This is a genomic window from Peribacillus sp. FSL K6-5616 (genome assembly GCF_038008245.1).
Classification (GTDB): domain Bacteria; phylum Bacillota; class Bacilli; order Bacillales; family DSM-1321; genus Peribacillus; species Peribacillus frigoritolerans.
Genome location: NZ_JBBOYT010000001.1, coordinates 4,465,110 through 4,480,236 on the forward strand (window position 1 = coordinate 4,465,110; position 15,127 = coordinate 4,480,236).

Here is a 15,127-nt window from a genome sequence, read left to right on the forward strand (position 1 = left end):
TTTTTGACCCCTTGGCAAGTCCATTTAGGCATCAATTAACGGCTAAGTCTTGCCTGCATAAACCAATCGAAACTTCCACAATCATCAGTTTTTATCTCCAGCATCAGAATCTAACACCTATATATGGACATTTACTATCATCCACCTGTCAGTGAGGAAGTCTGGTGTTACGTTACTTCACTGCGGCCTTATTCATCTATGGGGTCCACTCTATACATTTATTATAAATTTGCAAAATGACCAAACCGATATCCTGCTCTATACGTTTATATATAGTGAAAGGAAGAACTCCGGCTTGATTAAAAATTTTAAAGGAAGGTGGTCAGGACAACCAGCATGATATTGACAGGGATATAAAAAATTATCAAGAAAATAATTTCCCGAGGTGAGTGATGTTAAAAAAAATGAAGGTAAAAAGTATATGGATTATACCCTTACTATTTGTGTTTTTCATACCAAATATAATAGGTGCTTCTTCTATTAAAAGTAAAAGCCCAGAGTTGGCGACAGGCTTTGACACCCACATCACCAACAATTCCCTCGCCGTAAGTCCGGATGAACAAATAGCGATTGTCTCGGATAGCCGTGAACAATCCATCCTGGTCTATGATCTTACCAAAGGCAAGTTGCGTAAAAAGATCGACGGCTTCGGTTCACCGAGAAACATCGTGTTTATTGATGGCGGCTCAGAGTTTGTCGTCTCTGACAGTACGCTCGGTACGATTCGTTTTTACAGCTTAAAAAATTTCACCTTGAAAGATGAAGTTGTCGTTGGTCCGGGTGCATTTGGGACTGCTGTCAGCCCGGATGGCAAGACATTGTATGTGAACAATCAAGCACACAATTCAGTCACGGTCGTGGATCTGGAAAAACGAAAACCGATTGACGTCATTACCGGTTTCGCCCAACCAAGGCAGGGCATCAAAGTCTCTTCGGACGGAAAATATATCTTTGTCACGAACTTTCAAGGAGATAAAGTGTCTATCGTTGATGCCACCACCAAAAAAATCATTCGTGAAATAACTGGGTTCTCCAGTATACGCGGAATCTCGATTACCGCTGATGGAAAAACATTATATGCCGCCAACAGCGGACGCAACAGCATTTCCGCAATTGATACGCTAGACGGTAATATAAAGGGTGAAATCAAAGTGGGATGCGAGCCATATGGCGCTGCTCTATCGCCTGATGATAAACTCCTTTTCGCAAGCAACAAAGCTGATCATACGATTGACGTGATAAATGTCGCTGATCACCGCATAGTTAAAACAATCGGGGGGGTTCAAAGAACCAAGGCAAGCAATCGTCTTTAGCCAGGATAGGGATCAGGCTTATGTATTAAACCGTGATCTCTCCATTGCCCGTGTTGATGTTAAAACATACACCATCACGGATATAATTCAGGATGAGTAAAAAAATATAAGCTTAAATACTGGAATCTGATGAAGCACGTGATAAATGAAAAAATAAACCCAGAGATGGATTAACATGAAATCTTTTGCGGCAGGTCTTTTACATCCCAATCGTATAAACAAAAAAGCTGTAGGTTTACGTGATTCATCGCGTCTATAGTCTGATCCGTTTGACTACACTCAAACGGGTTTTTTATCATTTTTGCAAAAATCTCATATTTTATATTGACTTTTCACCAAAATCCGATAAAATAATTATTGTACCTCATTTCGGGGCATTAGCTCAGCTGGGAGAGCGCTACGCTGGCAGCGTAGAGGTCAGCGGTTCGATCCCGCTATGCTCCATTTCCGAAAACCCTTGATATATCAAGGGTTTTTTCTTTTTGTCAATTTGTCCACCACTGCCCCCTAATATTTCTTCAATCACTGCGATAAAATTTTCATGCTTTTTTAAACGTAATGTATGAGCCTTTTCCTCTCTCATGGTCGGAAGAAAATATTTTGCTTATTAACTCGATATAAAGAATAAAAAACCTACCCCCTTTAAGGAAGTAGGCGTAAAAAAACAGCGAAATAACTTATAGATTAACAAACTAACAATCCTTCAGGACAAACTAGATGCGATAAGCTGTCCTAGTCTTCGTATTCCCTCGATCATTTCTTTCTCATTGGCAAAACTGAACGAGAGCCGGAGAAACTCGGCTCCATCGTTTTGATCCAAGAAAAAGTATTTCCCTGGAACATATGAAACACCCTCAGCCAGAGCCTGTGATAATAACTGCGATGTATCCACTCCTGGAATTCTCACCCATACAAAGTAACCGCCATCTGGAACATACCAGGAAACGGATTCTGGAAGGAATTGTTCCATAGAATGGATTAACGCAGTGCATTTAGAACGATACGTATCTTTTAGAAGGTCGAGCCGTTTCTCAAAATCGGTGTTTTCTAAGTATACAGCCATTGAACTTTGAGCAAATGGATGGTCTAAATCTTTTTTAAACCACTCAAAAGCCTTGATGAATTCACTTTCTCCCGCTATCCATCCAATCCTCATTCCTGGCGCAACAACCTTGGATAATGACCCGACTTGGAGGACTCGCCCGCATGTATCAATAGATTTTATCGGGACCGGATTTTTATCGAAGGATAATTCCCCGTATGCATCATCCTCCAGAATGAGGAAATCATACTCGATGGAAAGCTCCAATAAATGCTTCCGGCGCTCAATTGTCATAGTCGTTCCAGTTGGATTTTGAAAAGTTGGGATTGTATATACAAAACGCGGGAGGGTTTGACCTGTGCGTTTCCTTTCATCCAGCATTTCCTTTAATCGGTATGTTTGGAGTCCCTGTTCATCTATAGGTATACTAATAATCCGTTTCGTATAGTTTTGAAAAACCTCCAAAGCCTCCATGTAGGTGGGAGACTCTACCGCTACAACCGCTTTATCATCAAGAAGAACGCGGGCAATAAGATCAATCCCCTGGCAAGCTCCTGATGTAATCAAAAGCTGTTCTTCCAAAACGCAAATTCCACGCTCTTCCAACCTTTTCTGGATTTGCTGCTTTAGTCTTGGAATTCGCGGACTTCCGAGATAATGGAGCGGCAAATCCTGCTCCTCATCAAGAAGTCTGGCTACAGCTACCTTGAGCTCCTCAGCAGGAACGAGAGCAGGATCAGGATAGCCTGAACTCAAGCGAATACAACCATCTGGCAGATCTGGCATCCATGCACCGGGCGGATCATTCTTAAGTGCCGCTTTAATGTTCTCAGAAAAAAAAGATTCAACTTTCACTTCAACCAAACACCTTTCCTTCAACCAAATCTTGATTGATTCTCGCAATCTTTAAAGTTAGCTGCTTATTTTAAGATACAAATCATAACCTACTATTAATTTTAAACGTTCTTCTGATGAGAGACAACAATCCCCCTCTTTATATTTTCCAAATTCCGGAGTCCTTCTTACACGTAAAAAATAAAGAAAGGCAGATCGTCCGCCTTTCTTCACTTTTTATTCAACTCATTCCATTTCTTTACCATACGCTTCGGTGCCGCACGTAAATAGCCTTCTTGAATTAGATAGGTCAATTCATCCCAGTCTTCCCTATCCGGATTTTGAATGGAAACCCAACCGTGACGACCTATATATGGGGTTTTGAAATATTTCTCTTTCTGCAGCAATAATTCTTGAGTTTCTCGATCTGACTTGAACGACAAGCTGAATCCTTCCTCGCTTTCACCAGTAATCACGAAGGATTTTCCATTGATTTTAAAAGTATTGTGACCGAAACCATCAATATGTTCATTAGCTTCCGGCAGTGCAAGACAGATATTGCGTATAATATCAAGCATCGCTTCCGTGTCTCGTGATTCCATGTTTCAATTCACCTATTATCCACTCTATTTTGCATTCACATCGGGTTGATGAATTCCAAAAGTATTGCCTTCGGGATCGATATAGTATCCTTGCCAAGCCATTCCGGGCAGGGCAAATTTGGGCATTGCGAGCTTGCCGCCATTCTCAATGATTTTAGCTTCCGTTAAATCGTAATTTCCCACGCCAATGGTACACGCAAATGCATTTAACGCTTGGTGTGTTTCCGGCGGAGCACTAGGACGCTGCATCAAAGCACCATCGATACCATGTTCATTCTCATTGCCAGTCACTGCTCCAAAGTAAGGCATCCCTGCATAATCACTCCAGTCTTGAAATGACCATCCGAACACCTCTCCATAAAACGTCTTTGCCCGTTCCATGTCATTCACATGAATTTCGAAATGAACTATTCTTCCCATGATTTCCTCCTAAGGTACATATGAATTAGCCATTCACTTACATTATTCAGTCTGTGTTCGCTGTCTATTTAGTATTATAATTTAAATGGAAATAAATTCAAATTAATTGAAACTTCATCATACAACCAACCCGGGAACCGCTTTTCAATTTTGCATCCCAAACATTTGCGAAACTATGTGTATATTTTTGTGAAAGCTGGACGAGACTGCTAGTAAATCATTCTAGGAGGTTATCAAATGTTTAGATTCGGGAAGAGAAAAGCGCGAAGCAAGGTCGGTAAATTAATCGATAAACACGGATATACACAAGAGGAGTTTGTAAGTGCGTCAGGAATTTCACGCAATACGATAAGCAGAGTTTGCAGTGATCCCAAGTATGTGCCGTCAGCCGGGGTTTTAAAGAAAATCATGAAGGCGGTTCGAAGTATAGATGCAGGAGCTAAGGCAGATGACTACTTTAATTTGTAAACAAAAAGGCCCTCGCTTATGGCCGGGCCTAAATGTATTATTCAATTCTTGTTCATACTCTCCTATCCAGGCTCCTAAAATCCAAGCTTTACTTTCAGAAATAACCTTCATTCCAACGGCCTCATCTTTTCAAATTCCAGGTGAAAAAGTTCATATCAGATTCAACGACATCCCCTGAATAAAAATCCCCCACTTCCATTAGGAGCGGGGGATTTTCTTCATTCACGGGTGATATGTATATATTTGGGGCTCTTTGTCCCTTTTAGACAAACCTTGCAGGGGTTTCATTAACAAGGGCCAGTTATCGATTAGGGACAAAAGGTCATGTATTCCGCTTGAGCTATTTTCGACCGACCATTTTCTTTATGAACTGAACCACAGGTGACACGATGGATTCATGTACATTCGTAAGCGCATAACCGATCAGCCCCATAATTACCAGGGCCATTATTAATCCTACTATCAATCCCGATGTTTCTCTAAGTTCTTCAAGTACAGCATCCATTCATTATCCTCCCCGGCTTGCCGATGCACTTATTTTTACGGTTTTTCACCGATTTTACGTATGAAAGCTCCATTTATCGTTTTTTCTTCGAACATTGACCGATTCTGTTAAATAAGGTTCATTATAACGTATTGGATGATTATGGTCGAGCTGCCACTTTTAAACGCATCCATAGAAGTCCTAATCACTAATAAAGGCTTTACTCTAGCGTTTCTCTTTAAGTCAAAAGATAAACCTTCGTTACAACTGCAGAAATGTAAACCTTTTCATTTGTCCAAAACCGACAAACAAATGACAGAATTATTGTTTTTTGAGAACATTGAGAATATTGTCGAAAAACCTTAAGCTTAATTTAAGAAATACATCTTCTTAGGGGGTGCGCTTTATATGGAAGCCATTACAAGGGACTTTTTCTTATTTTTATCTAAGAATAACCTGCTTAATAATATTGCTAAAAAAAGCGGAGGAAATTTTGCTGCTGGAAAGATCATTGGGGGAACCGATTTCCAAAGTTCCATTAAATTCATTAAACAACTTAATAATAGCGGCTTGTCGGTTACAGTCGACCATCTTGGGGAATTCGTTGATTCCAAGGAAGTGACTCTGGAACGGACGGCAGAATGCATCGAAACCATCGAAATGATCAGCAGGGAAAAACTTGATTCACAGGTTTCTCTGAAAATGACTTCTTTGGGTCTTGATATCGATCATAAACTAGTGATTGAGAATATGACGAAAATTCTTGATACAGCCGAAAAACATAAAGTCATGGTCACGATCGATATGGAAGATGAAGTTCGCTGTCAGGCAACAATCGATATCTTTAGACAGTTCAAAGAAAAATACAACTGCATAAGTACTGTTCTACAAGCATATTTATTCCGCACAGAGAAAGATCTGGAGGACCTTGGCCAATATAAGCCATTCCTGCGTCTTGTAAAGGGTGCCTATAAGGAATCTCCAGAGGTGGCTTTTCCCGAAAAGGATGATGTAGACGAAAACTATAAAAAGTTGATTAAGCAAAGTCTTCTTAACGGAAATTATACGGCCATTGCCTCACATGATGACAAAATCATCGAATATACAAAAGAGCTAGCCAAGAAATATGACATCCCAAATACACAATTCGAATTCCAAATGCTTTATGGCATGAGGAACAAGACTCAATACGAATTGGTCAAGCAAGGTTACAAAATGCGCGTCTATGTACCATACGGTCTGGATTGGTATGGATACTTCATGAGAAGGCTTGCAGAAAGGCCATCCAATATTGCCTTTGCCTTCAAAGGGATGGTCAGAAGCTAAATATACTTTCAACATTATTAATTGTTACAAAAAATCTATTAAAAGGTGTGATTATCAATGATTTCATATAAACACGAACCATTTGTTGATTTTAAAAACGAGGAAAACAAAAAAGCATATCAGGAAGCACTTCAAACTGTTGAGGGCTACTTAGGCCAAGACTACCCTCTTTATATCGGGGCAGAGCAAGTGACGACTGATGAGAAAATCGTTTCATATAACCCTGCAGATAAGCAAGAAATCATCGGCCGCGTATCGAAAGCTAATAGGGATCTTGCTGAAAAAGCCATGCAGGAAGCTGTTACCGCTTTTGAAAGCTGGAAAAAAGTGAAGCCGGAAATCCGCGCTGACGTTTTATTCAAAGCGGCAGCCATCATTCGCAGACGCAAGCATGAATTCTCTGCGTTATTGACGAAAGAAGCGGGAAAACCTTGGAATGAGGCTGATGCTGATACAGCGGAAGCGATCGATTTCCTTGAATTCTACGCCCGTCAAATGCTGACGCTTAAAGATGGTGTGCCTGTTCAAAGCCGTCCGGGAGAATTTAACCGCTATGATTACATTCCATTAGGGGTAGGCATCATCATTTCTCCTTGGAACTTCCCATTTGCCATCATGGCAGGTACAGCTGTTGCCGCTATCGTTACTGGTAACACAATCCTATTGAAACCAGCTTCGACTACTCCTATTGTTGCTGCGAAATTCGTTGAAGTGATGCTTGAAGCCGGCCTTCCAGCAGGTGTGTTGAATTTCGTTCCAGGAAGCGGAGCCGAAGTGGGCGACTACCTGGTCGATCATCCAAAAACACGTTTCATTTCCTTCACAGGTTCACGTGATGTAGGTCTGCGCATTTACAAACGTGCTTCTGAAGTGAACGAAGGCCAAATTTGGCTGAAGCGTGTCATTGCTGAAATGGGCGGAAAAGATACGATGGTCGTCGACAAAGAGGCAGATCTTGAATTGGCCGCTCAATCGATCGTGAAATCTGCATTTGGATTCTCGGGACAAAAATGTTCTGCTTGCTCCCGTGCTGTCATCGTAGAAGATGTATACGATCAAGTTTTAGATCGCGCTGTAGAGTTAACAAAACAACTTACAGTTGGTAATCCTGTAGAAAATCATTTCATGGGACCGGTTATCGATCAAGCAGCTTTTGACAAAATCATGAGCTATATTGAAATCGGGAACCAAGAAGGACGCATTATGACTGGAGGAGAAGGAGATAGCTCTAAAGGCTACTTCGTTCAACCGACAATCGTTGCTGATGTAGATCCGCAAGCCCGCTTGATGCAAGAAGAAATCTTCGGACCAGTCGTTGCCTTCACTAAAGCGAAGGACTTTAACGAAGCTCTTGAGATTGCCAATAACACTGAATATGGTTTGACTGGGGCTGTCATTACGACAAATCGCCTTAACATGGAAAAAGCACGCGAAGAATTCCATGTAGGGAACTTGTATTTCAACCGCGGCTGTACTGGTGCAATCGTAGGCTATCAGCCATTCGGCGGGTTCAACATGTCAGGAACCGATTCCAAGGCAGGCGGACCGGACTACTTGCAGCTTCATATGCAAGCCAAAACAACATCAGAAACGTACTGATAATGTTATTCGATCAAGCAATTTGAAGATGATTTGAAACCCCTATGGTTTTCGTATCTTCCATACTGGATACGAAAACCAAAATGAGGTTAAATGGAGGAAGTGACAAATAGGTTGCTTCCTCTTTTAAAACAAAAAATTATAAATTTCAACCTGAAGGGAGTCTTTTATGGATTACGCATTAATAATTTCAATCAGCATTTACATGGCTGGCATGTTGCTAATCGGATATTTCGCCTACAAAAGGACCTCTAATCTAAATGACTACATGCTTGGCGACCGGGGTCTTGGTGCAGCAGTCACTGCATTAAGTGCCGGGGCTGCGGATATGAGCGGTTGGCTTTTAATGGGGCTGCCTGGTGCCATGTTTGCAACAGGATTAAGTTCAATGTGGATCGTATTTGGCCTGACACTGGGTGCCTATGCGAACTGGCTTTATGTTGCACCAAGATTGAGAACCTATACGGAAGTCGCCAGTAACTCCATCACGATCCCCGCTTTCCTGGAAAATCGTTTTGGTGAGGGTTCAAGAATCCTAAGGTTCATTTCGGCTTTGGTTATCCTGGTATTCTTCACCTTTTACGTTTCATCAGGAATGGTATCCGGCGGGGTCCTATTCCGGAGTACATTCGGCCTGGAATACCATACAGGCTTATGGATCTTAACAGGAGTTGTTGTGGCATATACCTTGTTCGGCGGATTCCTGGCAGTTAGCTGGACGGACTTCGTTCAAGGAATCATCATGTTCGTCGCCTTGATCCTTGTACCAATTGTCACCCTATTCCACGTGGGAGGTTTCGGTCCTTCCATCGACACGGCACGCTCCATTGATCCAGCTCTATTGAATATTTTCACTGGAACGAGCTTTTTAGGAATCATCTCATTGTTTGCATGGGGACTGGGATACTTCGGACAGCCTCATATCATTGTCCGCTTTATGGCAATCAGTTCTATTAAGGAAATTAAGAAGGCTCGAAATATCGGGATGGGCTGGATGATTTTCGCCAGTATCGGTGCCATGCTGACAGGGTTCATCGGAATCACTTATTTTTCTCAAAACGACCTGAAATTAGATGATCCTGAAACCGTCTTCATGGTTTTAGGAGAAATATTATTTCACCCATTCATTACCGGCTTCTTGATTTCTGCAATACTTGCAGCCGTTATGAGTACGATAGCTTCACAGCTTTTAGTAACAGCCAGTTCTTTAACGGAGGATATTTACAAAACCTTCTTCCGGCGTTCAGCTTCTGATAAAGAGCTTGTCTTTCTCGGCAGATTATCCGTGCTGATCATATCCATTATCGCGCTCATCCTATCTTGGGAGCAGAATGACACGATTCTTGGACTTGTCGGATATGCATGGGCAGGATTCGGTTCTGCATTCGGTCCATTGATTCTGCTTAGTCTGTGCTGGAAACGCATGACAAAGTGGGGTGCTTTAGCAGGGATGATAGTCGGTGCCGGTACTGTAATTTTCTGGTCCATGGCAGGATTATCAGATACGCTTTATGAAATGATTCCTGGTTTTGGCGGAAGCTTGATCGCCATCATCGTGGTCAGTCTTCTTACAGCGAAACCATCAAAAGAAGTAGAAGATCAATTTGAAGAATTCGAAAGAATATTAAAACAATAATAAATCCCCTAAAAGGAACGGTATTTTTTCATATACCGTTCCTTCTTTGTGCTTGCCCCTATACACGCCATCCGTTTAAAAGTATTATTAAACTAAGTTGTCATACACTTCAAAAAATAACAGGGGGCCATATATGTCATTAGAAAAAATCCTGACTCTTACAAACATCAACGATATAACGGATATGGTCAGCACTTATTTAAAAAAACCAGTCGTCATCGAAAATGACCAATTTTTATTGCTGGCATATAGTTCATATTATATCGAACACTTCGACCAAGCCAATCGGCAAACCATCTTCACAAAGCATTGGCCGATTCCAATTTTGGAGAAATTCATGGATGAGGGCATTGTCGAACAGCTTAAAACGGTGGATCATCCATTTAGGGTGAAACAAATTGAGGAAATCGGATTAAATCAAAGAGTCGTTGTGAGCGCCGTTCACAAAGGACAGGTCTTCGGATTCATTTGGGTCCAAGAAACGGAAATGATGACTGATTCCGATTTGGAATTTTTACATGAAGTTTCCCATCATATCGGCAAGCTCCTTTATCAGAAAAAACAGATAAACATAAAAAAAGATGAAGAAAAAAATGAGTTTTATCAAAAGGTCATAGATGAAGTCTATCAAACGGAAAACCAAATAAAATGGGAAGCTGCCAATATGAATCTCCTCATTCCGGAAACTTTCCTTGTAAATGTCTTTACAATCGCTCAATCCGATGCGGAACATTTCGATGAATTAACGGATACAGTCAGTCTATTCGCCAATGCATTGAATCATTTTTCCCATGTATTCACTAACCAATTGAAGATCATCGTCTTGATTGGCAGCAACGGAAAAGGGAAAGAACTCCTTTCTGAAAGCGCCAATGATTTAACGAATACGGTTCTATCCCAATTCAATGACAAAAAGGTATTCCCTGGAATCGGAAATGAATATTCTTCGATTCTTCAATTAAGAAAATCCTACCTCGAAGCCCTGGAAGTAATCAATGCAGCGAAGTTCATCGGTAAACCTGAACAGCTTCCTTTCCAATATAGCAAGCTCGGGATTTTCCGTTACCTCGATATGATCTCCAATCATCATATTAAAACGAATTATATCAATATGGATTTAGCGATTCTTCAAAAGAAGGACCAGGAAAGCCAAACCAAACTCCTTCAAACACTGGAAATATATCTGTTTAACAATTGCCGGATCAAACCGACAGCTGAACAGCTATACATTCATACCAACACATTGAAATATAGATTGAATCAAATAACCGATCTCACCTCAATCGATTTTGATGACTTTCATTCGAGAATGCAACTATACATCGATTTACAGCTTATAAAACAGAGATCTTAAAGAGCGTCCGGTTTTTGAGTTCGGGAGATTCAATAAGCTAAGGAGAGAAGAAAACGCGGCTAGGTCTGCCGTATTCCTCTCTCCTTATACATGTTTCACCTATTTTCAAAAGGTTTAGAGTTTCGTTTTGTTACGATTTTACTGTACTCACCTTATACGGAACTTTATGCGTCCCAGTACGAATGAACTCCATGATTTCCTCTTTCGATAGTTTGCTGAGACCTAACGTTTCAATGGTTCTTCCACTTTGCCGATTCTCGATTTATCGCTTGAACCAAGCACCATTCCGTCTTTATCCGTAGTAAGCACATCATGGCCGATTACTTCACTGGTTATGTTCGCAATTTCTTGGGCTAGTTTCGCTAACATATCATCCCCCCTGGTTATCAACACCATGAAAAACCAGCTCGTAAATAACTTGAGCTGGTTTTTCATGTATCTTCTTCTATTAAAAGAATTCAAGGGCATTTTCCCTCAAGAAACGTTTTCCTTGTCGCCGGTGTATTCACGCTCCCAAAAATCGGCGTTTTTTATGCCTAAAGCTTTTGGATTGAAAACCGGATCGATTCCTGCTTTCTTTTGCTTTTCGTAATCCTTTAACGTAATGAGCGCCGGTTTAGCCAGAATTAAAATGGCAATGACATTGAGCCATACCATAATTCCTAATCCAGCATCACCTAATGCCCAAGCCATCTCTGCAGTACGAATGGTTCCATAGAAACTTGCCGCAAGTATGATAAGTTTCAATGCCAGCATGGCCCACTTACTGTTCCGCTTACGCATTAAATAGGCAATATTGGTTTCTGCAATATAATAGTAGGCCATGATCGTCGTAAAGGCGAAGAAGAAAAGGGCTATTGCAATAAAGCCAGCACCAAAACCTGGGATTACACTATCGATTGCCGCTTGTGTATACCCTGGACCAGGTGTTACTTCTCCCAAATTATTGACGATATATGAACCATTTTCCGCTTGTGTATTATACATGCCTGTAAATAAAATCATGAAGGCCGTAGCGGAGCAAACGAACAATGTGTCGATATAAACCGAGAATGCTTGGACAAGGCCCTGTTTTGCCGGGTGCGATACTTCTGCGGCGGCAGCCGGGTGAGGACCTGTGCCTTGTCCCGCCTCATTCGAATAAACGCCGCGTTTCACTCCCCAAGCTATCGCCATCCCGATTAGCCCGCCAAATGCAGAATCCATCCCGAAGGCACTTCTGAATATTAATGAAATGACACCTGGTAATTCTGTAATGTTCATTAGGACGATGACAACGGATAGCAATATATAGCCCAGGGCCATGAATGGAACGATTATTTGTGCAGCATTAGCTATCCTTTTTACACCGCCGAATATAATGAAACCAAGTAATAGAATGACAGCTATACCCGTGATTGCAGGTTGAATTCCAAATGCATTCTCCATACCGGCAGCGATTGAATTGGCCTGAACACCAGGCATCAGTACAGCCATGGCTATAAGGGCAGCGAACGCAAAAAGGACAGCAAACCACTTCACGCCCATTCCTTTTTCAATATAATAGGCAGGGCCCCCTCGATATTGACCGTCTTGTTTGACTTTATATATTTGAGCTAAAGTGGATTCCACAAATGCACTTGATGCTCCAATGAAGGCAATTGCCCACATCCAAAAAACAGCACCAGGACCGCCAAAAGCGATGGCCGTCGCCACTCCTGCAATGTTACCTGTACCGACCCGACCCGAAAGGGCTATGGATAAAGCCTGGAATGAGGAAACGCCCGCTTCCGAACTTTTGCCTTGGAACATCAAAACGACCATTTCCTTAATATGCCTCACTTGCAGAAACCGGGTTAAAATAGAGAATAATAAACCTACTCCCAATAAAATATAAATGACTGGCGTACTCCATAAAACCCCATTTAAAGCCGTAATAAAATCAGACAATCAAGCTCCCCCTTTAATCGAATTTAGAAAATTCAAACTTATCTTTTATTGATTATATTTCATCTTAATGGATTAAACAATAGTTTTTACGTCAGGAAACCTAACATGGACATTTTTATTTTTCCACTTGCAAATGTCCCAATAATCACATTCCGAATTCAAAAAAAACGCCAGCGATTCCGCCGGCGTCATGTTTTTGCATATAGGTCAAGATACGCTGATTGCACCTAGTATTTCCTGTTCCAATTGATTGGTTCTCTCCATTTTTGTTGATTCCATCCATCCGAAATACACAGCCATATAATCGATCACTGCACGTTTATGCGCTTGGACTAAATCGATATCGAATAACAGGGTCCCGGTCCTGCGGAAGAAGAAGTCCACTGGAGTTGCGGCCATTTCATGATCTAGTGCGTATTTCAGCTGTACGAACAATTTCTTTGGAAGGTCACTGCTTGCTCCTCCGTCTCCTTCGCGTTTTGCGAAATCGAATAACACAGGTGCGTTGGACCCGTACATGGCCAATATCTCTTCGGAGTCCTTAACAGTGAGTCCTGAGTCAACTCCCCTTTGAATATGTTGCTTGATATAATCGGAGAAGTTGCTTGATCCCCCGACATCCCCTCCGGAAATCGGCATTCTTTTAGTGGTGCTGGCTGGGTAAGTTTTATTGGATTGCTGGGCAAGCTTCCCTGCCAAAAGGTCGACCGTCGTTTTTGCCATTTTGCGATAACCGGTCAATTTCCCACCCGCAATCGTGATAAGGCCAGAATCGGACTCCCAGATTTCATCTTTCCTTGATATCTCAGAAGGATCTTTCCCTTCTTCAAGAATCAACGGCCTTACCCCAGCCCAGCTGGATTCGATATCATCATCCGTAATGTTCACTTCTGGAAACATATAATGTATGGACTTTAATAGATAGGCACGGTCTTCGGAAGTAACGGTCGGCACTGCAGGATCACCATCATAAAAAGTATCCGTAGTCCCTACATAAGCTTTACCGGCTCTCGGGATGGCAAAAATCATCCGGCCATCAGGCGTATCAAAATAAAGCGCCTGCTTCAACGGGAATTTCGATTGGTCGATGACCACGTGAACACCCTTGGATAACTTCAGCGTCTTCCCTTTTTTCGATTGGTCCTTCTCACGAATGGAATCCACCCACGGACCTGCTGCATTAATAACTTTGTCTGCGTATATTTCAAAAGAATCACCTGAAAGTAAATCGGCAACTTGGACGCCGTTCACCTTTCCATTTTCATATAACAATTTATCTACTTTTGTATAATTTATCGGTGTTGCACCTTTATCGACAGCCGCCTTCATGACTTCAATAGTAAGACGTGCATCATCTGTCCGGTATTCAACATAGTAGCCTCCGCCCTTCAGTCCCTCTTTCTTAACGAGAGGCTCCCGCTTTAGTGTTTCATCTGCCGAAAGCATTTTCCTGCGTTCGGCTTTTTTAACACCCGCAAGGAAATCATATACCCGAAGTCCAATGGAGGTACTGAATTTCCCGAAGGTTCCTCCTTTGTGCATCGGTAACAGCATCCATTCCGGCGTGGTCACATGCGGCCCATTTTCATAAACGATTTCTCGCTCTTTACCAACCTCGGCAACCATTTTTATTTCAAATTGCTTCAAATACCGCAACCCGCCATGAACAAGTTTTGTCGAGCGGCTTGAAGTACCTGCTGCAAAGTCCTGCATTTCAACCAAAGCCACTTTCATTCCACGGGTCGTTGCATCCAGGGCGATCCCTGCACCGGTAATTCCCCCACCAATGACAACCACATCATATTTCTCTTTTTTCAGAGTTTCGACCGTTTCTTCCCGATATATATTTGAAAACCTCATGCCTGACTCCTCCTTTAAGTATTGCATTCTATTGTTTTTTGTATGAATTGGCGCTGTTCACTCGTGAATTCTGCACTTTTACTCGTGAATTCGTATGATTTACTCGTGAATTCTGCACTTTTACTCGTGAATTCGCACGGTTTACTCGTGAATTCACACGATTTACTCGTGAATTCGGTCATTATATTCAATTGGTTCATTTGTTCGCATAAGTTATATAGATATTAATATCCCTAATCTGCCGTTAAAAACAAAAAAAG

At 41.7% G+C, this 15,127-nt stretch carries 14 protein-coding genes and 1 tRNA gene; 8 read left to right on the forward strand and 7 right to left on the reverse strand.

The window, feature by feature from the left end:
• The first annotated feature begins 392 nt into the window (after positions 1–392).
• Both MHB45_RS21710 and MHB45_RS21715 read left to right on the forward strand, forming a co-directional pair.
• The gene (locus MHB45_RS21710; RefSeq protein ID WP_226990449.1) at positions 393–1,313 is read left to right on the forward strand and encodes a beta-propeller fold lactonase family protein; all 921 of its coding nucleotides are present in this window, start codon (positions 393–395) and stop codon (positions 1,311–1,313) included.
• Between the two features lie 371 nt (positions 1,314–1,684).
• Positions 1,685–1,757: transfer RNA gene (locus tag MHB45_RS21715), tRNA-Ala, on the forward strand.
• A gap of 259 nt (positions 1,758–2,016) precedes the next feature.
• Here the strand turns inward: MHB45_RS21715 and MHB45_RS21720 are convergent.
• The 3 genes from MHB45_RS21720 to MHB45_RS21730 form a co-directional block, all read right to left on the reverse strand.
• Positions 2,017–3,210, reverse strand: coding sequence for an aminotransferase-like domain-containing protein (locus tag MHB45_RS21720; protein ID WP_048683344.1), 1,194 nt, complete (start codon positions 3,208–3,210; stop codon positions 2,017–2,019).
• A gap of 209 nt (positions 3,211–3,419) precedes the next feature.
• Positions 3,420–3,791, reverse strand: a complete 372-nt coding sequence (locus MHB45_RS21725; protein WP_048683320.1) for an MmcQ/YjbR family DNA-binding protein — start codon at positions 3,789–3,791, stop codon at positions 3,420–3,422.
• 24 nt (positions 3,792–3,815) lie between these two features.
• Positions 3,816–4,211, reverse strand: a complete 396-nt coding sequence (locus MHB45_RS21730) for a VOC family protein (protein ID WP_048683314.1) — start codon at positions 4,209–4,211, stop codon at positions 3,816–3,818.
• Between the two features lie 237 nt (positions 4,212–4,448).
• Here MHB45_RS21730 and MHB45_RS21735 point away from each other — a divergent pair, with 237 nt between their 5' ends.
• A complete protein-coding gene (locus MHB45_RS21735) occupies positions 4,449–4,679 on the forward strand; it encodes a helix-turn-helix domain-containing protein (protein WP_048683312.1) in 231 nt (76 codons plus the stop codon).
• Between the two features lie 340 nt (positions 4,680–5,019).
• On the opposite strand, the gene MHB45_RS21740 is transcribed toward MHB45_RS21735, so the two are convergent.
• Positions 5,020–5,184 (reverse strand): hypothetical protein, encoded by a 165-nt coding sequence (locus MHB45_RS21740; protein WP_153246116.1) that lies wholly within the window; start codon positions 5,182–5,184, stop codon positions 5,020–5,022.
• Between the two features lie 387 nt (positions 5,185–5,571).
• On the opposite strand from MHB45_RS21740, the gene MHB45_RS21745 reads away from it, so the two are divergent.
• The 4 genes from MHB45_RS21745 (at position 5,572) to MHB45_RS21760 (ending at position 11,078) form a co-directional block, all read left to right on the forward strand.
• Positions 5,572–6,489: a proline dehydrogenase family protein gene (locus tag MHB45_RS21745; RefSeq protein WP_048683301.1), complete on the forward strand. Its 918-nt coding sequence runs from the start codon at positions 5,572–5,574 to the stop codon at positions 6,487–6,489.
• A 57-nt stretch (positions 6,490–6,546) separates the two neighbouring features.
• Entirely contained in the window at positions 6,547–8,088 is a 1,542-nt protein-coding gene (gene pruA / locus MHB45_RS21750) for an L-glutamate gamma-semialdehyde dehydrogenase (protein ID WP_048683297.1), read from the forward strand.
• A 169-nt stretch (positions 8,089–8,257) separates the two neighbouring features.
• Positions 8,258–9,724 (forward strand): sodium/proline symporter PutP, encoded by a 1,467-nt coding sequence (gene putP, locus MHB45_RS21755; RefSeq protein ID WP_048683294.1) that lies wholly within the window; start codon positions 8,258–8,260, stop codon positions 9,722–9,724.
• 133 nt (positions 9,725–9,857) lie between these two features.
• Complete coding sequence (locus MHB45_RS21760) at positions 9,858–11,078, forward strand: PucR family transcriptional regulator (RefSeq protein WP_048683291.1); 1,221 nt, start codon at positions 9,858–9,860, stop codon at positions 11,076–11,078.
• Between the two features lie 222 nt (positions 11,079–11,300).
• On the opposite strand, the gene MHB45_RS21765 is transcribed toward MHB45_RS21760, so the two are convergent.
• From MHB45_RS21765 to MHB45_RS21775, 3 genes are all read right to left on the reverse strand, one after another.
• Positions 11,301–11,447, reverse strand: a complete 147-nt coding sequence (locus tag MHB45_RS21765; RefSeq protein ID WP_105718875.1) for a sugar diacid recognition domain-containing protein — start codon at positions 11,445–11,447, stop codon at positions 11,301–11,303.
• 105 nt (positions 11,448–11,552) lie between these two features.
• Entirely contained in the window at positions 11,553–13,007 is a 1,455-nt protein-coding gene (locus MHB45_RS21770; RefSeq protein WP_048683290.1) for an alanine/glycine:cation symporter family protein, read from the reverse strand.
• 207 nt (positions 13,008–13,214) lie between these two features.
• Positions 13,215–14,867 carry a glycerol-3-phosphate dehydrogenase/oxidase gene (locus tag MHB45_RS21775; RefSeq protein ID WP_048683287.1) on the reverse strand — a complete coding sequence of 551 codons (1,653 nt, stop codon included), beginning with the start codon at positions 14,865–14,867 and terminating at the stop codon, positions 13,215–13,217.
• Between the two features lie 63 nt (positions 14,868–14,930).
• Between MHB45_RS21775 and MHB45_RS21780 the strand changes: the two genes are divergently transcribed.
• Positions 14,931–15,095 carry a hypothetical protein gene (locus MHB45_RS21780; protein WP_161922118.1) on the forward strand — a complete coding sequence of 55 codons (165 nt, stop codon included), beginning with the start codon at positions 14,931–14,933 and terminating at the stop codon, positions 15,093–15,095.
• The last annotated feature ends 32 nt before the right edge of the window (positions 15,096–15,127 follow it).